Consider the following 23,028-nt stretch of genomic DNA (forward strand, 5'->3'; position numbering starts at 1 on the left):
CGGCGGACGTCTGCGAGATCTACACCGACGTGGACGGGGTCTACACCACCGATCCGAACATCTGCTCCGACGCGAAGAAGCTCGGGAAGATCTCCTTCGAGGAGATGCTCGAGCTGGCCAGCCTCGGGGCCAAGGTGCTCCAGATCCGGGCGGTGGAGTTCGGGATGAAGTACGGGGTGCGGATCCACGTCCGCTCCTCGTTCAACGACAACCCGGGAACCCTCGTGACGAGGGAGGAGGAGATCATGGAAACGGCGATCGTGACCGGAGTGGCCTACAGCAAGAACGAGGCGAAGATCACCATCGTGAAGGTTCCCGACAGGCCGGGGATCGCCGCGAAGATCTTCAAGCCGCTCTCCGACGCCAACATCGTCGTCGACGTGATCGTCCAGAACGTCTCCGTGACCGGCTTCACCGACCTCACCTTTACCGTCGGGCGAAGCGACTACAAGAAGGCGATGAAGGTGACCGAGGGGGTCGCGAAGGAGATCGCCGCGGAGAGTGTGGTGGGAGACGACAGGATCGCGAAGGTGTCGATCGTCGGGATGGCGATGCGCTCCCACTCCGGGGTCGCCACGAAGGTCTTCGAGACGCTGGCGGGGGACGCGATCAACATCCTGGGGATCACCACCTCGGAGATCAAGATCTCCTGCCTGATCGAGGAAAAGTATACGGAGCTCGCGGTGCGGGTGCTCCACAACGCGTTCGGACTCGGCAGACCGGCAGCCGCAGGAAGGAAACCCGGAACCTCCGGAAAACGGAAAAGGACGGCGGTGAAGCGATGAAGAAAATCTTTCTCTACGACACGACGCTTCGGGACGGAACCCAGGCCGAGGAGGTCTCCCTCTCCGTCATGGACAAGGTCGCCATCACGGAGAGGCTCGACGAGTTCGGCATCCACTACATCGAGGGGGGATACCCCGGCTCGAATCCTAAAGACAAGGAGTTCTTCGAGCGCGGAAAACGGATGCGGCTCAAGCAGGCGAAGCTGTGCGCATTCGGCATGACCCGCCGCGTGGGGAAGAAGGTGGAGGAGGACGCCAACATGAAGGCGCTCCTGTCCGCCGAGACGCCGGTCATCACGGTGGTCGGGAAGACCTGGGATTTCCACGTCACCGAGGCGCTCCGGACCACGCTGGAGGAAAACCTGAAGGCGATCCGGGAGACGATGGAATTCCTGAAAAAGCGGACCGGCCAGGTCTTCTTCGACGCGGAACACTTCTTCGACGGGTACAAGCGGAATCCGAAGTATGCGCTGAAAGCCCTCCAGGCGGCGGCAGACGGCGGGGCCGACTGGCTGATCCTGTGCGACACGAACGGGGGATCGCTTCCCTCGGAGGTCGGCAGGATCGTCCGGCAGGTCCGGAAAACGACCCGGCTGCCGCTCGGGATCCATACCCACAACGACTCCGAGATGGCGGTGGCGAACTCCCTGGTCGCGGTGGAGGGGGGGGTGACCCAGGTCCAGGGGACGGTCAACGGGTACGGGGAGCGGTGCGGGAACGCGAACCTCGTCTCGATCCTCCCCAGCCTCCAGATCAAGATGGGGTACGATGTCGTGCCGCCGGACCGGCTGAAGAAGCTGACGGCGCTCTCCCGGTATGTCTCCGAGATCGCCAATCTCAAGCCCTGGCTGCACCAGCCGTTCGTGGGGGACGCCGCCTTCGCGCACAAGGGAGGGATGCATGTCTCCGCGATCCGCAGGAACCCCGGGACCTACGAGCATCTCGAGCCCGGGACCGTGGGGAACCGCAGAAGGGTGCTGATCTCCGATCTCTCCGGGAGGAGCAACATCCTGTCGAAATTCCAGGAGAAAGGGATCCCGTTTCGCTCCGGTGATCCCGCGGCGGAGGAGATCCTCGAGCAGATCAAGGAGCTCGAGCACAAGGGCTACCAGTTCGAGGGGGCCGAGGCCTCCTTCGAGATCCTGGTCCGCCGGGCGATGGGGACCCACAAGCCCTTCTTCGAGCTGAAGGGGTTCCGGGTGATCGACGAGAAGCGCTCGGAGAAGGAGGCGCCGATCGCCGAGGCGACCATCATGGTGGAGGTGGACGGCAAGGTCGAACACACCGCGGCGCTGGGAAACGGGCCGGTGAACGCGATGGACAACGCCCTGCGGAAGGCGCTCGAGACCTTCTACCCGGAGCTCTCGGAGGTCGAGCTGCTGGACTACAAGGTCCGCGTCCTGAGCGGAGGCGGCACGGGCTCCTCGGTACGGGTCTTGATACAGTCCGGCGACAAGGAGCAGCAGTGGGGCACGGTCGGGGTCTCGGAAAACATCATCGAGGCCTCCTGGCAGGCCCTGGTGGACAGCATCCGCTACAAATTGTGGAGGTCCAGAGGTGTCATCCGGGAGGAGGATGCATGACGGGAGTGGCGACGCGACGCACCCTCTCCCCCCCCGGCACGAACGGCACAAGGCCTGCCTGCTTCTATCCCTGATCGTCCTGATCGGGAATAACTTTGCCTCGGGAATCGGGCTGATGACCGGCCCGGTTCCCCGGTCGACCGGAGATGCCCCGGCCCAGGCCGGTGCGTTCCCGTCGACGGACGCCTCCCCGTCGGCGGTCGATTCCGGCGGAAGAGTCCCCCGCGGGGTCCGTCAGAGATATCTCCTCGGGCACCGGATCGATGTCAACCGTGCCGACCCTCAGGAAATATCAACAATCCCGGGAGTTTCGGATTCAACTGCGAAGGCGTTGGTGGAGGTCCGAAGCCGTACCGGTGGATTCCGGCGTCCCGAAGATCTTCTCCGCGTCCGGGGAATCAAGGAGCGGAGGCTGAAAAAAATCCTTCCCTTCCTTTCCGGATTTCATAATAATTGACTATATTGGTCATGTTAAACCGGAACAAAGGAGGGAAGAGATGTTCAGCAGGATCCGGAACGACATCCGGGTGATCTTCGAGCGCGACCCGGCCGCACAGGGCGTCGTGGAAATCCTGTTCTGCTACCCGGGGTTCCACGCCGTGCGGTTTCATTCCCTCGCCAGCTGGCTCTGGAAACGGAACCTGCGGTTCCCGGCCCGCTTCGTTTCGCACATTTCCCGCTGGCTGACCGGGATCGAGATCCACCCGGGGGCGACGATCGGCGAAGGGTTCTTCATCGACCACGGGATGGGGGTGGTCATCGGGGAGACCGCCGAGATCGGGAAAAACGTGACGATGTACCACGGCGTCACCCTGGGGGGGACCAGCTGGAAGAAGGGGAAGCGGCACCCGACGATCGGGGACAACGTCATCATCGGGGCGAACGCCTCCATCCTCGGCGCGATCCTGGTGGGCGAGAATTCGAAGATCGGGTCCGGCTCGGTGGTGAACAAGGAGGTCCCGCCGAACTCCACCGTGGTCGGCATTCCGGGGCGGGTCGTCTTCCGGGAGGGGAACGTCTACCAAGACCCCACGGGGGTGGGGGGGACTCCGGATCCGGAGGGAAAGGCGATCCAGTGCCTGACCGACCAGGTGGCGGCGCTGCACCAGCGGATCGACGAGCTGACCCGGAAACTCGAGGAGGGGGAGGAGACCCGCCGCGTGGGATCCCGGCCGTGAAGATCACCTCCCGGGGACGCTATGCCGTCATGGCGCTGGTCTCCCTTTCCGGCGCTTCGCGCGGGAATCCCGTTTCCCTGAAGGATATCTCCCGCCAGGAGGACATCTCCGAGCTCTACCTCCAGCAGCTCTTCGCGAGCCTGCGCCGGCGGAAGCTGGTGAAAAGCGTCCGGGGGCCGGGAGGGGGGTTCATCCTCGCGCGGCATCCCTCCCAGATCACGATCGGAGAGATCATCCGCTCCGCCGAAGGGAAGGAGTCCCGGGTCGGCTGCCGCAAGTCCGGGAGAAAGTGCGGAATGATCGAGCGCTGCAGGACGCAGAACATGTGGGACACGCTGGAGGAGCGGATCGACGGCTTCCTCGATTCCATCACGGTGGAGGACCTCTTCCGTCCTCACGGGGAGGGCGCGGCGGAGGCGGGGGGATGAGAAAGGTCTATTTCGACCACAACGCGACCACCCCGGTGCATCCGGAGGTACGCCGGGCGGTCGCTCCCTACCTCGAGGAGCTCTTCGGCAACCCCTCGAGCATCCACTGGTCGGGACGGGAGGTCCGCAAGGGAATCGAGGACGCCCGGGGGGCGGTCGCCGCATTCTTCGGATGCCAGCCGCTGGAGGTGGTCTTCACCGGTTCCGGGACCGAAAGCGACAACCTCGCGATCAAGGGGATCGCGATGCGCCGGGGGAACGGCGGAAAGCATATCGTCACCTCCCGGGTGGAGCATCCCGCGGTGCTGAACAGCTGCCGGTTCCTCGAGAAGCAGGGATACCGGGTGACCTACGCCCCGGTGAACCGGCAGGGGGTCGTCGAGCCCGACGCGGTCCGAAGCGCCATCACCCCCGACACGATCCTGGTCTCGATCATGTACGCGAACAACGAGACCGGAGCGATCATGCCGATCCGGGAGATCGGCGGGATCGCCCGGGAGGCGGGAGTCCTCATGCACACCGACGCGGTCCAGGCCGCGGGAAAGATCCCGATCGACTGGGCGGCGCTCCCGGTGGACCTGCTCACCTTCTCCGCCCACAAGGTCAACGCCCTCAAGGGGGCGGGCGGGCTGATCGTCCGGAAGGGGATCGAGATCGAGGCGAACGTGCACGGGGGACACCAGGAGAGGGGGCGCCGCGGGGGAACGGAGAACGTCGTCGGCATCGTCGGCATGGGAAAGGCCTTCGAGCTGCTGCGCGATCACATGGCGGAGGAGGTGGAGGAAACCCGCCGCCTCCGGGACCGGTTCGAGGAGAGGCTCTTCCGGCGGATTCCGGAGCTGGTGCGGAACGGGCCTTTGGACGGCCGCCTGCCGAACACGGTGAACATCTCCTTCCGGTACGTGGAGGGGGAGGCGATGCTGCTGAACCTGGACATGGTCGGGATCGCCTGCTCGTCCGGGTCCGCCTGCACCTCCGGGTCGCTGGAGCCCTCCCCGGTGCTCATGGCGATGGGGGCCGATCCGATCGACGCCCAGGGCGCGCTCCGGTTCAGCCTGGGGCAGGAAAACAGCGAGGCGGACGTGGACTATGCCGTCGACGCCATCGAAGTGGTCGTGAACAAGCTGCGCGCCCTCTCTCCGATCTATCCGGGCGCCCGGGAGGCGAAGGCCCGATGAAGGGAAAACGGATTCTCGCGGCGATGAGCGGGGGGGTCGACTCCTCCGTGGCGGCCCTCCTCCTTCAGCGGGAGGGGTGGGAGGTGATCGGCATCTCGATGGACCTGTACGATTTCTCGCAGGTCCGGAAGGACAGGGCCGGGACCTGCTGCTCGCTGGACGACCTCTACGACGCGCGCCGGGTCTGCGACACCCTGGGGATCCCCTACTACGTGCTGAACCTCCGGGAGGAGTTCCGGAGGGAGGTGATCGACCCCTTCATCCGGGAATACGCGACGGGGAGGACCCCCAACCCCTGCATCCTCTGCAACGAGCATCTGAAATTCCGGGCGCTCCTGCGGAAGGCCGACGAGCTGGGGGCGGAGGGGATCGCCACCGGTCATTATGCCGTGATCCTCCGGGAACCCTCCGGGAGGTGCCGCCTCTTCGCGGGCGAGGATCCCGCGAAGGACCAGTCCTACTTCCTCTTCTCCCTCGAGTCGGAGCGGCTGGCCCGGATCCGCTTCCCCGTCGGGGAGATGACGAAGGAGCAGGTCCGGAAGGTCGCCTACGGGGCGGGGATGCCCGTCTTCGAGAAGAAGGAGAGCCAGGACATCTGCTTTGTCACCGACGACTCCTATGCGCGGTTCCTGAGCCGGACCGGGATCGAGGAGCGGGAAGGGCATTTTCTCGACCGGGAGGGGAACGTCCTCGGCATCCACAAGGGAGTCCTCCGGTACACCGTCGGGCAGCGCAAGGGGCTGGGGATCGCCGCCAAGGAGCCCCTGTACGTGGTGGCCATCGACGCGGAGAAAAACGAGGTGGTGCTCGGGACCGAGAACGACACGCTGTCCGCAGGGGCCACCGCGGGCCGCTGCACCTTCGTGGCGGGAGCCCCCCCGGCGAGGGAGTTCCGCGCCACCGCCAAAGTCCGGTACCGGCACCCCGGAGTCGGCGTGCAGGTCCGCGTCGAGGGAGACCGGCTCGAGGCCGTCTTCGATTCGCCGCAGCGCAGCGTGACGCCGGGACAGGCGCTCGTCCTGTACGACGGGAGGGAGGTCCTGGGGGGCGGCTGGATCGAATGCGCAAACGGCTCGCGGTCGTAACCGTCGGCTGCAAGGCGAACTTCGCCGATTCCGCGGCGATCGTGCGGGCCGCGGTTCTGGAGGGGTTCGAGGTCGTTCCCCACGCCTCTTTCGCCGACGTCGTCGTCATCAACAGCTGCACCGTGACCCACCGGGCCGACCGGGACAGCCGGTCTCTTGCCCGTCGTTCCCGGCGGGAGAACCCCGGGGCGACGATCGTTCTCTCCGGCTGCTACGCGCGTGTGGCCCCCGATGCGCGTTCCCGAGTTCCGGAGGTGGACTACTGGCTCGGGTCCGGAAACGGGGAAGATGGATCCGGGCAGACGCTTTCGGAGATCCTGAACCGGGTCCGGGGGGGGAGCGCGGAGCCGGGGACCTCGCTTTCCGAGCATGCGGCGGATCTCCTGCTGGGGCACCGCAGGACCTTCCTGAAGATCCAGGACGGTTGCGACTCCGCCTGCGCCTATTGCGTCGTCCCGCTGGCCCGCGGGAAAAGCCGTTCCCTTCCGGAAGCAAAGATCCTGGAGGCGGCCGCGGCCTCGGAGGCGGACGGGGCCAGGGAGCTGGTCCTGACCGGGATCCACATCGGACGGTACGGGTCCGACCGGGGAGAGCCGGACGCGCTTTCGTCGCTGGTTCGCCGGCTGCTCGGACGGCTGTCGGAGGCGAGGATCCGGCTGAGCTCCATCGAGCCGAAGGAAATGAACGAACGTCTGCTCGATCTTCTGGAGGAGCACCGGAGGGTCTGTCCCCACCTGCATGTCCCGCTCCAGAGCGGTTGCGACCGGACCCTGTCGAGGATGCGCAGGCCCTACCGCGCCCGGGAGTATCGCGAGACCGTTTCCGCGGCGGCGGAGCGGATCCCCGGGATCCAGATCGGCGCCGATGTCATGGCCGGCTTCCCCGGAGAGACCCGCGAGGATTTCCTGGAAACGGTGCGGTTCCTCCGCGATGCGCCGGTCCACTACCTGCACGTCTTCCCCTACTCCTCCCGCCCCGGCACGGAGAGCGCCGGCTGGAAGGATGACGTTCCCCCCGCCGTGAAGAAGGAGCGGGTCGGGACGCTGCTTTCGCTGGACCGGGAGAAGCGGGAGCGGTTCGCCGCCGCCCAGGCGGGAAGGATCCTCGAGGTCCTTGCCGAGAGGGAGCTCCCCGGGGGCGGAAGGATGTCCGGCCGGTCGGAAAACTACCTGGAAGTCGCCTTTCCCGCCGGCGGGGAGCGCTTGGGGAAGCTGTGCCGGGTCCGGGTCGGCGCATGCCGGAACGGTGTCCTGGACGGGGAGGTGACCGGCTGACATGAAGAATACGGCCGAACTCGAGAAAAGGATCGGGTACCGGTTCCGGAATCCGGAGCTTCTCGCGGAGGCGCTCCGGCACGCTTCCACCCTGGGGGAGAAGGACGGGGAACATTCCTACGAGCGGCTCGAGTATCTGGGGGACGCGGTGCTCAACCTCTGCATCGCGGAGGCGACCTTTCACCGGTTCCCGGAAGCCGGGGAGGGAGATCTCTCGAAGAGGCGCGCCGCCGTGATCAACAACCGGAACCTGTTCCGCGTCGGGCAGAGGATCGGGGTGTCCGGGGCGCTGCGGATCGACCCCTCCGTCCGGGAGAAGGGGGGAGGGGTGACCCGGAAGATGATCGCCGACACGGTCGAGGCGATCACCGGCGCGATCTTCCTCGACGGGGGATTCGACGCGGCGAGACGATTCGTCCTGTCCGAATTCCGGGACGGTCCCCCGGCGGAGGAGCTGGCGGAGCGGTTCGACGCGAAAAGCCGTCTCCAGGAGCGGTGCCAGCGGACGGGGGTCCCCCTGCCGCGCTACCGGGTCAAGACGGAGGATGGGCCCCCGCATGCCAGGACCTTCACCGCGTCGGTCCGCCTTGCCGACGGTCGGGAGGCGGAAGGGACGGGAACCACGAAGAAGGAGGCGGAGATGGATGCGGCCGTCAGGCTGCTTGCGACCCTTCCGGAGGAGGAGGAATGACCGCGGGACGATCGGGGTTCGTCGCACTGGTGGGGCGCCCGAACGTCGGGAAATCCACCCTGATGAACCGGATCCTGGGCGCGAAGATCGCGATCGTCACCCCGAAACCGCAGACCACGCGGGACCGGATCGCGGGGATCTACACCGAGGCGAGGGGGCAGATCGTCTTCCTGGACAGCCCGGGGATCCACCGTCCCACGAAGGCGCTGAACGAGCACATGGTCCGGATCGCGGAGCGGATCGCGGGGGAGGCCGACGTCGTGCTCCACCTGGTGGACGACCGTCCCCCGACGCTCGGAGAGGAGGAGGAGCTGGTCCGGAAGGTGCTGGCGGGGGCTCCCGTCCCCCGGCTGCTCGGCGTGAACAAGGTGGACCGGATGCCGGAATCGGCGGAGAGGATGCGGGAGGAACGGATGGCTTCCGGACTCTACAGCCGGGGGTTTCTCCTCTCCGCGACCGTCGGAACCGGGATGGACGAGCTCCTCTCCCACCTCTTCGAAATCCTCCCGGAGGGACCCGCCTACTACCCGGAGGAGGAGCTGACCGATCTCCCCATGCGGTTCATCGCGAAGGAGATCATCCGGGAGAAGCTCTTCGGGTGCCTGTCGGAGGAGCTGCCGTACAGCGTCGCGGTGTCGATCGAGGAGTACAAGGAGGACCCGGAGAAGCGGTTGATCCGGATCCGGGCGGAGATCCTCGTCGAGCGGGATTCCCAGAAGGGGATCGTGATCGGGCGGGGGGGCAGGATGCTCAAGCGGATCGGAACGGCGGCCCGCGAGGAACTGGAGCGGGAGACCGGAGAACGGGTATACTTGGACCTGTTCGTGAAGGTGGAGAAGGACTGGAGCCGGAGGGAGACCTTGCTGCGGCGGCTCGGATATGTCTAAGGCGGAGTTCACGGTCGCGCTGGTGGGGCGCCCGAACGTGGGGAAGTCGACCCTCTTCAACCGCCTCGCCGGCAGGCGCCGGTCGATCACCTACGGCGAGCCGGGGGTGACGCGGGACCTCGTCTCCTATTCGGTCACGGTGGACGGGAAGAGGATCCGCCTGATCGACACCGGCGGGTATGTCCCTGGGAAGGCGGAGGACCTCCTCGTGAAAGTGCGGGGGCAGGTGCTCCGGGCGATCTACGAGTCCGACGCCGTGATCTTCCTCGTGGATTCCCGGGACGGCGTTCTCCCGCTGGACAAGGAGATCGCCTCGATGCTCCGGGAGCGGGAAAAGAAGTTCTTCCTCGCGGCGAACAAGGTGGACACGCGGGAGGGATCGGAGGGGGTGACGCAGTTCCACGAGCTTTCCGTGGACGCCGTCTACCCGATCTCCGCGGAGCATGGCACCGGCGTGGGGGATCTCCTCGAGGCGATTTCCTCGCTGGTTCCCGAGGACCCCGCGGAAGAACCGGAGACGGAGGAAGGAGTCCCCCGGGTCGCCGTCCTGGGAAGGCCGAACGTGGGGAAATCGACGCTGGTGAACACGATCGCGGGATACGATCGGGTGATCGCCTCGGAGATCCCCGGGACGACCCGGGACTCGATCGACGTGATGGTGGAACATGCGGGGAAGCGGTACCTGTTCATCGACACCGCGGGAATCCGGGCGAAGCGGAAGACCGACACCCTTCTCGAAAAGGTCACCGTCATCAAGAGCCTGGACTCCATGCGGCGCTGCGACCTGGCGATCCTGATGGTCGAGGCCCCGGACGGCGTCACCCACCAGGACCGCCAGATCCTCCGGTACATCCTGTCGGAGGAGCGGGCGGTGGTCGTCGCGGCGAACAAGGTGGACCTGTTCCCCGGGGGGGAGGAGGAGAGCCGGAAGACGATCCGCGCGATCCAGGAGGAGCTGGGCTACGCCTCCTTCGCCTCCGTCATCCCGATGAACTCCGTCACCGGGAACGGGCTCTCCCTGCTGTTCCGCAAGATCGAGGAGGCCTACGGAAGCTTCCGGAAGCGGATCCCCACCGGGATCCTGAACCGGACGGCTTCCACGTTTCTGTCCTCCATCCCGATCCCGTCGAAGCGGGGGCGGAACCGGGCCTTCTACATCACCCAGGTCGGGGTCATGCCTCCCTCCTTCGCCGTGTTCGTCAAGGACCGGACCGCCGTCCCGGACGCTTTCACCCGGTATCTCCAGAACAGGATCCGGGAGCGGTTCGGATTCGCCGGGGCGCCCATCCGCATCGTCTACCGCGAACGATGACCCTCCGGCTCTCCTCCATGCGGAAGGGGATTAGGCGGCTGGCGGCCGTCGACGTCGGAACGAACACCGTCCGGATGCTGGTCGTCTCTGAGACGGAGGAGGGGTTCCGTCCCGTCATCCGGATGCGCAGGATCACGGGGATGGGGAAGGCCCTCCGGGAAACCGGGGCCATCGGCGCGCCGGAATTCGCCGCTTCCCTCGACGCCCTCCGGGATTTCCGGAAGGAACTGGACCGGCTCGGCGTGGTAGAGTACAGGGCATGCGGCACCGCGGCGCTCCGGGAGTCCTCCAACCGGGAGGAATTCCTCGCGGAGGCCGCGCGGGCAGGGATCCCGGTCGGGATCATCACCGCGCGGGAGGAGTCCCGCCTGACCTGGGAGGGGATCTCCGGGGGAGGCGGAACGGGTGACGGCACCCTGCTCATGGACATCGGCGGGGGAAGCACCGAGCTCATCGCGGGGCCCGGGAAACGGGATTTCGTGAGCCTTCCGATCGGAGTCGTCCTGCTGTCGGCGTCGTTCCCCCTGTCGGAACCGCCGCGGAGCTGGGAGCTTTCGAACCTGGGGCATTTCCTGGCGGAGCGGATCGAGGCCGGAACGGACCTCTGGAAGAGGCGGAGGTTCCGCAGGATGGTGGGGACCGCCGGGACCTTCACCACGCTGGCCGCCCTGGAACGGAGGATGCGGATCTACCGTCCGGAGCGGATCGACGGCGTCCGGATGACCCTTGCGAAGGTCCGCCGCTGGGAGAAGCGTCTCGCCGGGATGACGGAGGCCGCGCGTCTGGCGCTGCCGGGAATGGAGAAGGGGCGGGAGCGGTACATCGTGTTCGGGGTCTGCCAGGCGGTGGCCGCCATGGAACGGTTCCGTATCGAAGACCTCACGATCAGCGACGCGGGCCTCCTGGAGGGGATCCTCCGGGGGCTGTGCGGACGGAAAGGGAGAGGATAGATGCCGAGAAAGCCGATGGAGGACGGTTTGACGTTCGACGACGTGCTGCTGCTGCCCGCCGAGTCGGAGGTGATCCCGAAGGAGGTGGACGTCTCGGTGATGCTCACCCCCCGGGTGAAGCTGAACATCCCGATCATCAGCGCCGCGATGGACACCGTCACCGAGGCGGAGGCGGCGATCGCCATGGCCCGGGAGGGGGGGCTCGGGTTCATCCACCGGAACAACAGCCCGGACGAGCAGGCGCACGAGGTGGACCGGGTGAAGAAGTCGGAAAGCGGGATGATCTCCGACCCGATCACGGTGGACCCCGGGCAGAAGGTGGCGGAAGCGCTCCAGGTGATGGAAAAATACCGGATCTCCGGACTTCCGGTCACCCGGAACGGAAAGCTGGTGGGGATCCTCACGAACCGGGACCTGCGGTTCGAGACGAACTTCGAGCAGCCCATCGAGAAGGTCATGACGAAGGACCGGCTCGTCACGGTGCCGGTCGGGACCACGCTGGACCAGGCCAAGGAGATCCTCCACAAGAACCGGATCGAGAAACTGCTCGTCGTCGACCGCGGCAACAACCTGCGCGGACTGATCACGATCAAGGACATCCTGAAGATCCAGAAGTACCCGTTCGCCTGCAAGGACTCCAAGGGGCGTCTCCGGGTGGGGGCCGCCCTCGGGGTCGGGGCCGAACTGGCAGAGAGGACGGAGAAGCTCCTGAAGGCCGGGGCGGACATCCTCTGCATCGACACGGCGCACGGCCACTCCCGGGACGTGATCGAGGCGGTCCGCCGCACGCGGAAGAACTTCCCGGACGTCCAGCTCGTCGCAGGGAACGTGGCCACCGGGGAGGCCGCGGAGGCGCTGATCCGGGCGGGCGTCGACTGCGTGAAGGTGGGGGTGGGGCCCGGCTCGATCTGCACGACGCGGGTCGTCGCGGGGATCGGGGTGCCCCAGATCACCGCCGTCATGAAGTGCGCGGTGGCGGCCCGGAAGAAGGGGGTCTCCCTCATCGCGGACGGCGGGATCAAGTACTCCGGGGACGTCACGAAGGCGCTGGCGGCCGGCGCCTCCGCCGTGATGATCGGCTCCCTTCTCGCGGGAACCGACGAGAGCCCCGGCGAGATCGTCCTCTACCAGGGGCGTTCCTACAAGGTCTACCGCGGGATGGGCTCCCTCGAGGCGATGAAGAAGGGGAGCAAGGACCGCTATTTCCAGGCCCACGTCGAAACGGAGGCGAAGCTCGTCCCGGAGGGGATCGAGGGGAGGGTCCCCTACCGGGGGCCGATCGCCCCCATGATCTTCCAGCTGGTCGGAGGGGTCAAGGCGGGGATGGGATACGTCGGCGCGGCGAACATCGCGCAGCTGCAGAAGCGGGCGAAGTTCATCCGGATCACGGCGGCGGGGCTCAAGGAGAGCCACGTGCACGACGTGATCATCACGAAGGAAGCCCCGAACTACCGGGTGGAGCAGTAGCCGCGTGGAGGGAAAGGTCCTCATCCTGGACTTCGGTTCCCAGTACACCATGCTCATCGCGCGGCGCGTTCGGGAGCTGAAGGTCTATTGCGAGATCCATCCCTGCAACGTTTCCCCGGAAGCGATCCGGGAATTCGGTCCCTCCGGGATCATCCTCTCCGGAGGCCCGGCCAGCGTCTACGAGGAGAACGCGCCCGGAATCCCCCGGGAGGTGCTGGAGATGGGGATTCCCGTGCTGGGGATCTGCTACGGGATGCAGCTGATCGCCCACCTGCTGGGGGGGACGGTGGCCCGCGCGGCCGGACGGGAATACGGTTTCGCCAATATCCGTGGGGAGTGGGGGAGCCCCCTCTTCCTCGGAATCGAGGAATTCCGGCACCAGAGGACGATCCAGGTCTGGATGAGCCACGGGGACCGGCTCGAGACGCTGCCGGAGGGATTCGCCGCGATTGCCCGCTCGGAGAACTCCCCGATGGCGGCGATGGCGGACCGGGACCGGAACCTCTACGGCGTGCAGTTCCACCCCGAGGTGGCCCACACCCCGAGGGGGAAGGAGATCCTCTCGAACTTCCTCTTCCGGATCTGCGGACTTTCCCCGGTCTGGACGATGCACTCCTTCATCGAGACCAGCATCCGGAAGACCCGCGAGACGGTGGGGGACGACAGGGTCGTCCTCGGACTCTCCGGGGGGGTCGACTCGTCGGTCGCCGCGGTGCTGCTGCACCGGGCGCTCGGCGACCAGCTCACCTGCATCTTCGTGGACAACGGTCTGCTGAGAAAGGAGGAGGGGGAGGAGGTCCTTCGCACCTTCCGGGGAGGGATCGGGCTTCACCTGGAGCATGTCGACGCCGCCGACCGGTTCCTCGCCGCGCTCGAGGGGGTGGAGGACCCGGAGAGGAAGCGGAAGATCATCGGGGAGATCTTCATCCGGGTGTTCGAGGAGGCGGCCCGGAAGATCCCGGGGGTCGGCTTCCTCGGCCAGGGAACCCTCTATCCCGACGTGATCGAAAGCGTCTCCTTCAAGGGGCCGTCGGCCACGATCAAGTCGCACCACAACGTGGGGGGGCTTCCGGAGAAGATGCACCTTCGGCTGATCGAGCCGCTCCGGGAGCTGTTCAAGGACGAGGTCCGGGAGCTCGGGCGGGAACTGGGAGTCCCCGATCCCATCCTGGACCGGCAGCCCTTCCCGGGTCCCGGGCTCGCGGTCCGGATCATCGGCGCGGTGACCCCCGAGAGGATCCGGATCCTCCAGGAGGCCGACGCCATCGTGATCGAGGAGGTGCGCGCGGCCGGGCTCTACGAGTCGATCTGGCAGTCCTTCGCCGTCCTCCTCCCGATCAAGACGGTCGGGGTGATGGGGGACGAGCGGACCTACGAGAACGTCGCCGCGGTCCGGGCCGTCCACAGCCTCGACGGCATGACCGCCGACTGGGTCCGCCTCCCCTACGATCTTCTCCAGCGGATCTCGACCCGGATCATCAACGAGGTCCAGGGGATCAACCGGGTCGTATACGACATCTCCTCCAAGCCCCCGAGCACGATAGAATGGGAATAGGGGAGCTGCCCGCCCCCCGGAACACGCCGGACGGAAGGGGAAGATGAGCGAGTTCGTCCACCTGCACCTGCATTCCCAGTACAGCCTCCTGGACGGGGCGATCAAGATCAAGGAACTGGTGCGCAAGGTCGCCCGGATGAAGATGCCCGCGGTGGCGCTGACCGACCACGGCGGGATGATCGGGGCGGTCGATTTCTACGAACAGGCGGTCAACGAGGGGATCCGCCCGATCCTCGGCGCCGAGGTCTACGTCGCGCCGGGTTCCCGCCACGACCGCAACGCGGGGCAGGGGGGCGACCGCTCCCACCACATGATCCTGCTGGCCGAGTCGGACCAGGGGTACCGGAACCTGATCCGCCTCGTCTCCCGGGCCCACGTGGAGGGGTTCTACTACAAGCCCCGGGTCGACCGCGAGCTGCTCCGGGAGCATGGTGCCGGCCTGATCGCCACCTCGGCCTGCCTGCAGGGGGAGATCCCCACCCTCCTGCGCCACGAAGGGCCGGACCGGGCCGCCCTGGCGGTCGAGGAGTACCGGGAGATCTTCCCGGACGGGCGCTTCTTTATCGAGATCCAGGACAACGGGCTCAAGGAGCAGAACCGGGCGAACCCCGGCCTGATCGAGCTGGCCCGCCGGACCGGCACCCCGCTGGTGGCCACGAACGACTGCCACTATCTCGAGCGGTCCGACGCCCGGGTGCACGACATCCTGCTCTGCCTCCAGACCGGAAAGACGATCGGGGCCGAGGGGCGGATGCGGTTCGAGACCGACCAGTTCTACGTGAAGTCGGCGGAGGAGTTCGAGCGGGCCTTCGGACACGTCGCGCCGGACGCCCTCCGGAACACCCTTGCGATCGCCGAACGCTGCCGGGTGGAGCTCGACCTCGGCCGCAACAAGATCCCGGAATTCCGCGTTCCCGACGGGATGACCTCGGAGAAGTACCTGCGGCAACTCGCCGGAGAGGGGCTCGCCCGGCGGTTCGGGGAGATGAAGCGGCGCGGCGGGAAAATCGACGTGAAGAACGAGGAGACCTACCGGAAGCGGCTCGAGTTCGAGCTCTCCGTCATCGAGAAGACCGGCTTTTCCGGGTATTTCCTGATCGTGTGGGACTTCATCCGCTATGCGAAGGAACAGGGGATCCCGGTGGGCCCCGGGAGAGGAAGCGCCGCGGGGAGCCTGGTCGCCTACTCCCTCCGGATCACCGAGGTCGACCCGATCCCGTACGGCCTGCTCTTCGAGCGGTTCCTGAACCCGGAGCGGATCAGCCTTCCCGACATCGACTGCGACTTCTGCAAGGACCGCCGGGACGAGGTGATCCGCTACGTGGAGGATCGGTACGGGAAGGAAAACGTGGCCCAGATCATCACCTTCGGGACGATGAAGGCCCGGGCGGCGGTCCGGGATGTGGGCCGGGTGCTCGAGATGCCCTACTTCGAGGTCGACCGGATCGCCAAGCTGATCCCACCCGACCTCGGGATGACGCTCGACAGGGCGCTGAAGGTCGAGCCCCGGCTGGGAGAGATGATCCGGGAGAACCCGAAGATCGGGGAACTCTTCGAGTATGCCCGGGGAATCGAGGGGCTCTCCCGCCACGCCTCGACCCATGCGGCGGGGGTGGTCATCGCGAACCGGCCGATCACCGAGTATGTCCCGCTGTACCGGAATTCGAACGGAGACATCACCACCCAGTTCTCGATGAAGCATATCGAGAAGGTCGGCCTGGTGAAGTTCGACTTTCTCGGGCTGCGGACCCTCACGGCGATCCACGACACGCTCGTCCTCCTCCGGGAGCTCCGGAACGAGGAGGTGGACCTGGAGACCCTCTCCCTCTCCGACCCGGAGACCTACGCGATGCTCTCCCGGGGGGACACGGCCGGGGTCTTCCAGTGCGAGAGCCGCGGCTTCACCGACCTGCTCCTCCGGCTGAAGCCGGACCGGTTCACCCACCTGATCGACGCCGTGGCCCTCTATCGTCCGGGACCGCTCCAGAGCGGGATGGTCGAGGACTTCATCCAGCGGAGGCACGGCCAGAAGAAGATCGAATACCTCCTGCCGGAGCTCAAGGAGATCCTCCGGGAGACCTACGGCGTCATCGTCTACCAGGAGCAGGTGATGCAGATCGCGGCGGCGCTGGCCGGCTTCTCCATGGGGGAGGCGGACGTCCTGAGAAAAGCGATGGGGAAGAAGGACCCCGAACTCATGGAGCAGCAGAAGCGCCGCTTCCTCGACGGGGCGCGCGAGCGGGGGGTGCCCGCCCAGAAGACGGCGGCGATCTTCGACCTGATGGCGCAGTTCGGCGAGTACGGATTCAACAAGTCGCACAGCGCCGCCTACGCGTTGGTGGCCTACCAGACCGCCACCCTCAAGGCCCACCATCCGGTGGAGTACTTCTGCGCCCTCATGACCTCGGAATCCGGCGACACGGCGAAGATCATCCGGTACATCGCCTACTGCCGGGAGAAGGGGATCCCGATCCTTCCGCCCGACGTGAACGAGTCCCGCTACGCCTTCTATCCCGCGGGGAACGGGATCCGGTTCGGGCTCTCGGCGATCAAGGGGATCGGCGCGTCCGCGATCGAGGCGATCCGGGAGGCGAAGGGGGAGGAGCCGTTCCGCTCGGTCGAGGATTTCCTCTCCCGGGTCGACCTGCGGAAGGTGAACAAGCGGGCGGTGGAAAGCCTCGTCAAGGCGGGAGCGTTCGACACCCTGTCGGCCGAGCGGGACAGGCTGTTCGCTTCGCTGCCGGCGCTCCTGGAGGCCGCGCAGGAGACCGTGCGGCGCAGGGAGTCGGGACAGTTCTCCCTGTTCGGGGAAGAGGAATCGGCGCCTGCAACGGGGAAGCCGGGGGGCCAGAAGCCCTACCCCGTCTGGAGCATGCGGGAGCGGCTCGCCTTCGAGAAGGAGGCGCTCGGGTTCTACATCACCGGGCATCCGCTCGACGACTATGCCGACGAGCTGGAGCTTTTCGCGAACGCCACCACCGGCCGTCTCGCGGGGATGAAATCCGGGACCGAGGTCCGGGTCGGCGGAATCGTCAACGCCCTTCGGGAGAGGACCACCCGGAAGGGGGAGAAGATGGCCACGCTCACCCTCGAGGATCTCGAGGGGATCGTCGAGGTGCTCGTCTTTCCGGAGACCTACCGGGAATGCCAGGAGCTCCTCTCCTCGGACCAGCCGGTCTTTTTCGTCGGCCAACTGGAGACGGACGACCGGTCGGCCCGGATCAAGACGACGGCGGTCTACGGCATGGAGAGCCTGCGGGATCAGCTGGGCCGGTCGGTTCACCTCGAGGTCCGGGCGGACCGGATGACGGCGGCCGACCTCTCCGACCTTCGCCGGATGATCGAGCGGCACCGCGGGAGCAAGAAATCGTACCTCCACCTGGTCCGGGAGGGGGAATTCGAGGCGGTGTTCGACCTGCCGGACTCGTTCTCGATCCTTCCCTCCCTCACGCTTGCGCGCGAACTGCGGGCGCGGTTCGGGTACGGCGTGCTCCGGCTCCACTGATGCGGGAGCGGCCGGACAGCCCCGAACGGGCCTGGCTGGTTCACGCCCAGAGAAAACGGCGTCCCGTCCCCGGCTCTCCCCCCCCTCCCGACCTGCTGGCGGAGCTTTCCAGCCTCGTCGAGGCGGCCGGCGGCGTCGTGGCCGGCGCGAGAACCCAGGTGGTGGTTTCGGAAAACCCGGGGACCCTGATCGGGTCTGGGACGGTGGAGGAGCTCAAGGAAACGGTCCGGGAACAGGACGTCGACCTGGTCGTCTTCCAGAACCTTCTTCGGCCGAAGCAGCAGGCGAACCTGGAGGAGCGGCTCGAGGTGAAGGTGCTGGACCGGAGGGAGGTGATCCTCGACATCTTCGCCCGGCGGGCGCGGACCCGGGAAGGGAAGCTCCAGGTGGAGCTGGCCCAGCTCTCCTTCCGGATCGGGAGGCTGATCGGGGGGAGGAGCGAGCTCTCGCGCCTCGGCGGAGGGATCGGAACCCGGGGGCCCGGAGAGAAGAAGCTGGAGGAGGACCGCCGCCGGATCCGGAACCAGATCCGGCAGATCGAGCGGGAGCTCGTCACGGTTCGCCGCACCCGGGCGCTCCACTACCGGCGGAGGAAGGAGGTCGGGTTCCACGTGGTCGCCCTGGTGGGCTACACGAACGCCGGGAAGTCCACCCTGTTCAACCGGCTCACGGGGGCGGACGCCTTCGTGGCGGACCAGCTCTTCGCCACCCTCGACCCCACCGCGCGACGGTTCCGGCTCCCGGCGGGGAGGGGAGGGATCCTCGTGGACACGGTCGGGTTCATCCACGAGCTTCCGGACGAGCTCCGGAACGCCTTCCTCGCGACCCTGGAGGGGATCGGCGAGGCCGACCTGATCGTGCACGTGGCCGACGGCAGCACGGAGCGGATGGAGGAGAACATCGGCTCCGTGGAGGCGATTCTCGGGGTGCTCGGGTACGGCGACCGGCCGACCCTGCTCGCCGTGAACAAGGCCGACCTGGGCCGGGCGGGCGGGGCCTGCCCCGCGGGCGGGATCCGGGTCTCGGCCCGCACGGGGCTGGGGACCGACCGGCTGCTCGAGGAGATGGAGCGGGAGCTATGCCTTCGAAGCGCATGAGGGACCGCTTCGACCAGGCCCGCCTGGTCAACATCGCGAACGGGCTGACCACGACCCGGGTGCTGCTGGTTCCCCTGTTCGCCTACCTGCTGATCGAGGGGAACTTCCGGTACGCCCTGCTGGTGTTCGCCGTCTGCGGGTTGAGCGACATGCTGGACGGGCTGCTCGCCCGGTGGCTCCGGCAGCGAACCCTCCTCGGCTTCCTCCTCGACCCCATCGCGGACAAGATCCTGATGGCCACCTCCTTCGTGATCCTCGCGATCGTGAAGGTGGTTCCGGCCTGGCTGGCCATCATGATCGTCAGCCGGGACCTGTTCATCCTCGTCGGGAGCATCCTGATCCTCCTGATCCTCGGAATGGGGGAGATCGAGGTCACCGGCACCGGCAAGGTGAACACCATCGTACAGATCGCGACCGTCCTCTACTTTTTGACGGTGCGGGCCTTCCCCGGGTTCCTGGATACCCTGTCCGCCGGAATCGAGCCGGTGGCGACGTACGGGGTCGTCCTGCTGTGCGCCGCCTCCACGGGGATCTCCGGCATCCATTACCTGGCCATCGGGCTCCGGAAGTTTTCCCGTGCATGAGGGGGTGTCGGTACGCGCCGTGCGACCGGGGTCCCCGGCCGCCGGGGCCGGGATTCTCGCGGGGGACCGGATCCTTGCCGTTTCCGGAATCCCGGTCGAGGACCTGCTCGACCTGCATTTCCTCACGAGCCGCGGGAGGTTCCGGATCCTCTGGTCCGACAGAACCGGGGCGCGCAGGGAAAAGTCGTTCCGCCCCGCGGGGAATCCGCTCGGCCTGGTCCCGGAGCCGGTGAGGGTCCGCCGGTGCAGGAACCGGTGCATCTTCTGCTTCGTCCACCAGCTTCCGAAGGGGCTCCGGAAAAGCCTCTATCTCAAGGACGAGGATGCCCGTCTCTCCTTCCTCCAGGGGAACTACGTGACCCTTTCCGACGTGACCGAGGAGGAACTTCGGAAGATCGAGCGGTACCGCCTCTCCCCCCTGTACGTATCGATCCACACCGCGGACCCGGCGCTGCGCAGGGCGATGCTCGGGAACCCGCATGCCCGGGACGTGAACGAACTGCTGCGCCGGCTCGTCTCGGCCGGGATCCTGCTCCACGGGCAGATCGTCGTGTGCCCGGGGCTCAACGACGGGGAGAAGCTGGAATCGACCCTGCGGTCGCTGGCGCGGTTTCGTCCGGGCCTGGCGACGGTGGCGGTGGTGCCGGTGGGGCTGACCGCGCACCGGCGCGGGCTTCCGCCGATCCGCCCGGTCAGCGGGGAGGAGGCGCGCCGCACCCTTGGGATGCTCGCCGCCCTGCGCAGGCGGATCGGGGACGGGGGAGGGGAGCCGTTCGCCCAGGCCGCCGACGAGTATTACCTGCTGGCCGGGAAGCGGATCCCGGGGAGGCAGGCCTACGGAAGCTTCGCCCAGGAGGGAAACGGCGTCGGTCTCCTCCGGCTCTTCCTGGACCAATCGCGCTCGCTGTTTCGCAGAACCCGATGGCCGAAGGCCGACCGGGGCGGCACGGTGATCACGGGGCTCTCCCCCCGGGAGCATGTGGCCGGTTTTCTTCAGGAATTCTCCCGCCGGGGGAAGACCGCCTTCCGTGCGCTGCCGGTGAAAAACCGGCTGCTCGGGGACGGGGTGACGGTGACGGGGCTCCTGGGCGGGTCGGACATCCTCGATGCCCTGAAGGGGAAACGTGCCGGGCGGGTCTACATCCCCTCCGTCTGCCTGCGGGAGGCCGGAGACATCTTCCTGGACAACCTCTCCCCGGAGGATCTCGCCCGGGAAACCGGCACGGAGGTCCGGATCTTCGAGCCCACCCCCCGGGGGTTCTACGAGGCGGTATACAAACGGGAAAATACATGTGATACATTGACATTCCGGGCAGGATTCTGCTAACAATGAAAGGCTCAAGCGGTCGGATTGGGGCGATTAGCTCAGATGGTTAGAGTACCTGCTTGACATGCAGGGGGTCACTGGTTCAAGTCCAGTATCGCCCACCATTTATCTTCCCTGCACGGTGGACCCAGAAACGGCCTTCGCGCCGGGGCTCCGGTGCGCGGGCATTTTTGCATTCGGTCCGGGAGAATCGATGACGTTGCTCGAGCTTGCGAAACGACAGGGGAAGGCGAAGACGGCGATCGCGGCGCGGGTCGGAGACCGCGTCCTGGATCTCGCCGCCGAAGCTCCTCCAGGCGGGACGGTCGAGTGGATCACCCCGAAGGATCCCGACGGGGTCGAGATCGTCCGCCACAGCACCGCCCACGTGATGGCGGCGGCGGTGACGGAGCTGTTCCCCGGGGCGAGGATCACGATCGGCCCGTCGATCGAGAACGGCTTCTACTACGACTTCGACGTGGAGCCGCCGTTCACTCCGGAGGACCTGGAGGCGATCGAGCGACGGATGGCCGAGATCGTGAAGGAGGATCGCCCGTTCGAGCGGGAGGTGGTTTCCCGGGACGAAGCGCGGTCCCGATTCCCGGGGGAGCCGTACAAGGAGGAGCTGCTCTCCGACATCCCGGAGGAGACCGTGTCGCTCTACCGGATGGGCGGCTTCCTCGACCTGTGCCGGGGCCCCCACGTGCCCAGCAGCGGGAAAGTCGGGGCGTTCAAGCTGATGCACACCGCCGGCGCCTACTGGCGGGGAGACTCGAAGAACCGGATGCTCACCCGGATCTACGGAGCCGCCTTCGCCACGAGGAAGGAGCTCGACGACCACCTCCGGATGCTGGAAGAGGTCCGCAGACGGGACCACCGGAAGCTCGGGAAGGAGCTGGACCTTTTCAGCGTGAACGAGGAGATCGGTCCGGGGCTCATCCTCTGGCATCCCCGCGGGGCGACCGTCCGAAGGATCATGGAGGATTTCTGGAGGGAGGAGCATGTGCGGGCGGGATACGATCTGGTGTTTTCCCCCCACGTGGCGCGGCTCGATCTCTGGAAGACCAGCGGCCATCTCGATTTCTATCAACAGAGCATGTTCTCGCCGATCGCCGTGGAGGGGCAGGACTACCAGCTCAAGCCGATGAACTGCCCGTTCCACATCCTGATCTACAAGTCGAAGATGCGCTCCTACCGGGAGCTCCCGATCCGGTACGCCGAGCTGGGGACCGTCTACCGGTACGAGCCCTCCGGGACGCTCCACGGCCTGCTGCGCGTGCGGGGGTTCACCCAGGACGACGCCCACCTGTTCCTGCAGCCAAGCCAGCTCGACGAGGAGATCTTCTCCCTGCTGGACTTCACCCTGTTCGTGCTGCGGCGCTTCGGGTTCGACCGGTACGACATCTTCCTTTCGACGCGCCCGGAGCGGTACGCCGGGACACTCGAGCACTGGGCGAAGGCGGAGGCGGCGCTGAAGGGGGCGCTGGAGCGCAAGGGGCTCCCCTACGAGGTGGACCCCGGCGAGGGGGTCTTCTACGGCCCGAAGATCGACATCAAGATCCAGGACATGCTCGGGCGGTCGTGGCAATGCTCGACCATCCAGGTGGACTTCAACAATCCGGAACGGTTCGACGTGTCCTACATCGGCGAGGACGGCAAGGAACAGCGCGCCATCATGATCCACCGCGCCCTGATGGGATCGCTGGAGCGGTTCTTCGGGGTGCTCGTGGAGCACTACGGGGGGGCCTTTCCGGCGTGGCTTGCCCCCGTGCAGGCCGACGTGCTGTCGGTGGCCGACCGGCACGCGGAGTATGCCCGGGAGGTGGTGGAGGCCCTGCGGGGGGCCGGATTCCGGGCGGAGGGCGATTTCCGGAACGAGAAGCTCGGCTACAAGGTCCGGGAATCCCAGTTGCAGAAAGTTCCCTACGCGCTCGTGATCGGCGACCGGGAGACGTCCGGCCGCCAGGTTTCTCCCCGCCGCCTCGGAGGGGAGCAGCTTCCGGCCATGTCCCTCGGGGATTTCCTCGAGACGCTGCGGAAGGAAACCATCAACCCGAAGACGTAAAGGAGGGAGCCATCGCAAAGGAATCCAGAATCAACGAACAGATCCGCGTTCCACAGGTACGGCTCGTGGGGGCAGAGGGGGAGCCGTTGGGCGTCCTC

Annotated in this window: 18 protein-coding genes, 1 tRNA gene and 2 pseudogenes (1 of these 21 only partly in view); all 21 read left to right on the plus strand. The window is 66.8% G+C overall.

Annotated elements, in window-relative coordinates:
* A pseudogene (locus A2X88_03175) lies at window positions 1–785 on the plus strand (aspartate kinase).
* Window positions 782–2,368 carry a citramalate synthase gene (locus A2X88_03180; protein OGP34909.1) on the plus strand — a complete coding sequence of 529 codons (1,587 nt, stop codon included), beginning with the start codon at window positions 782–784 and terminating at the stop codon, window positions 2,366–2,368. The pseudogene A2X88_03175 and the gene A2X88_03180 overlap by 4 nt, the downstream one beginning before the upstream one ends.
* Entirely contained in the window at window positions 2,361–2,825 is a 465-nt protein-coding gene (locus tag A2X88_03185; GenBank protein ID OGP34910.1) for a hypothetical protein, read from the plus strand. Before A2X88_03180 ends, A2X88_03185 begins: the two co-directional genes overlap by 8 nt.
* A gap of 40 nt (window positions 2,826–2,865) precedes the next feature.
* Window positions 2,866–3,546, plus strand: a complete 681-nt coding sequence (locus A2X88_03190) for a serine O-acetyltransferase (protein OGP34911.1) — start codon at window positions 2,866–2,868, stop codon at window positions 3,544–3,546.
* Window positions 3,543–3,974: a hypothetical protein gene (locus tag A2X88_03195; protein OGP34912.1), complete on the plus strand. Its 432-nt coding sequence runs from the start codon at window positions 3,543–3,545 to the stop codon at window positions 3,972–3,974. Before A2X88_03190 ends, A2X88_03195 begins: the two co-directional genes overlap by 4 nt.
* Window positions 3,971–5,152, plus strand: coding sequence for a cysteine desulfurase NifS (locus tag A2X88_03200; GenBank protein ID OGP34913.1), 1,182 nt, complete (start codon window positions 3,971–3,973; stop codon window positions 5,150–5,152). Before A2X88_03195 ends, A2X88_03200 begins: the two co-directional genes overlap by 4 nt.
* Window positions 5,149–6,237 (plus strand): tRNA 2-thiouridine(34) synthase MnmA, encoded by a 1,089-nt coding sequence (locus A2X88_03205; protein ID OGP34914.1) that lies wholly within the window; start codon window positions 5,149–5,151, stop codon window positions 6,235–6,237. Before A2X88_03200 ends, A2X88_03205 begins: the two co-directional genes overlap by 4 nt.
* Window positions 6,213–7,511, plus strand: coding sequence for a tRNA (N(6)-L-threonylcarbamoyladenosine(37)-C(2))-methylthiotransferase MtaB (locus A2X88_03210; GenBank protein ID OGP34915.1), 1,299 nt, complete (start codon window positions 6,213–6,215; stop codon window positions 7,509–7,511). Before A2X88_03205 ends, A2X88_03210 begins: the two co-directional genes overlap by 25 nt.
* Window position 7,512: 1 nt before the next feature.
* Window positions 7,513–8,202 (plus strand): ribonuclease III, encoded by a 690-nt coding sequence (locus tag A2X88_03215; protein ID OGP34916.1) that lies wholly within the window; start codon window positions 7,513–7,515, stop codon window positions 8,200–8,202.
* Window positions 8,199–9,089, plus strand: coding sequence for a GTPase Era (locus A2X88_03220; protein OGP34917.1), 891 nt, complete (start codon window positions 8,199–8,201; stop codon window positions 9,087–9,089). Before A2X88_03215 ends, A2X88_03220 begins: the two co-directional genes overlap by 4 nt.
* Window positions 9,082–10,401: a ribosome biogenesis GTPase Der gene (locus A2X88_03225; GenBank protein ID OGP34918.1), complete on the plus strand. Its 1,320-nt coding sequence runs from the start codon at window positions 9,082–9,084 to the stop codon at window positions 10,399–10,401. The genes A2X88_03220 and A2X88_03225 overlap by 8 nt, the downstream gene beginning before the upstream one ends.
* Window positions 10,398–11,351, plus strand: coding sequence for a hypothetical protein (locus A2X88_03230; protein OGP34919.1), 954 nt, complete (start codon window positions 10,398–10,400; stop codon window positions 11,349–11,351). Before A2X88_03225 ends, A2X88_03230 begins: the two co-directional genes overlap by 4 nt.
* On the plus strand, window positions 11,352–12,818 hold the full coding sequence (locus A2X88_03235; protein ID OGP34920.1) for an IMP dehydrogenase: 1,467 nt from the start codon (window positions 11,352–11,354) through the stop codon (window positions 12,816–12,818).
* Between the two features lie 49 nt (window positions 12,819–12,867).
* Complete coding sequence (locus tag A2X88_03240) at window positions 12,868–14,373, plus strand: glutamine-hydrolyzing GMP synthase (protein OGP34954.1); 1,506 nt, start codon at window positions 12,868–12,870, stop codon at window positions 14,371–14,373.
* 43 nt (window positions 14,374–14,416) lie between these two features.
* Window positions 14,417–17,878: a DNA polymerase III subunit alpha gene (locus A2X88_03245; GenBank protein OGP34921.1), complete on the plus strand. Its 3,462-nt coding sequence runs from the start codon at window positions 14,417–14,419 to the stop codon at window positions 17,876–17,878.
* A complete protein-coding gene (locus tag A2X88_03250) occupies window positions 17,878–18,975 on the plus strand; it encodes a GTPase HflX (GenBank protein ID OGP34922.1) in 1,098 nt (365 codons plus the stop codon). The genes A2X88_03245 and A2X88_03250 overlap by 1 nt, the downstream gene beginning before the upstream one ends.
* The gene (locus A2X88_03255) at window positions 18,972–19,559 is read left to right on the plus strand and encodes a hypothetical protein (GenBank protein ID OGP34923.1); all 588 of its coding nucleotides are present in this window, start codon (window positions 18,972–18,974) and stop codon (window positions 19,557–19,559) included. Before A2X88_03250 ends, A2X88_03255 begins: the two co-directional genes overlap by 4 nt.
* Window positions 19,552–20,886, plus strand: coding sequence for a hypothetical protein (locus A2X88_03260; GenBank protein OGP34924.1), 1,335 nt, complete (start codon window positions 19,552–19,554; stop codon window positions 20,884–20,886). Before A2X88_03255 ends, A2X88_03260 begins: the two co-directional genes overlap by 8 nt.
* Window positions 20,887–20,913: 27 nt before the next feature.
* Window positions 20,914–20,990: transfer RNA gene (locus A2X88_03265), tRNA-Val, on the plus strand.
* A gap of 89 nt (window positions 20,991–21,079) precedes the next feature.
* The gene (locus tag A2X88_03270) at window positions 21,080–22,930 is read left to right on the plus strand and encodes a threonine--tRNA ligase (protein OGP34925.1); all 1,851 of its coding nucleotides are present in this window, start codon (window positions 21,080–21,082) and stop codon (window positions 22,928–22,930) included.
* An 11-nt stretch (window positions 22,931–22,941) separates the two neighbouring features.
* A pseudogene (locus A2X88_03275) lies at window positions 22,942–23,028 on the plus strand (translation initiation factor IF-3); it runs 591 nt beyond the window's last position.

This window comes from Deltaproteobacteria bacterium GWC2_65_14 (assembly GCA_001797615.1).
In the GTDB taxonomy this organism is placed as follows: Bacteria; Desulfobacterota; Deferrimicrobia; order Deferrimicrobiales; family Deferrimicrobiaceae; genus GWC2-65-14.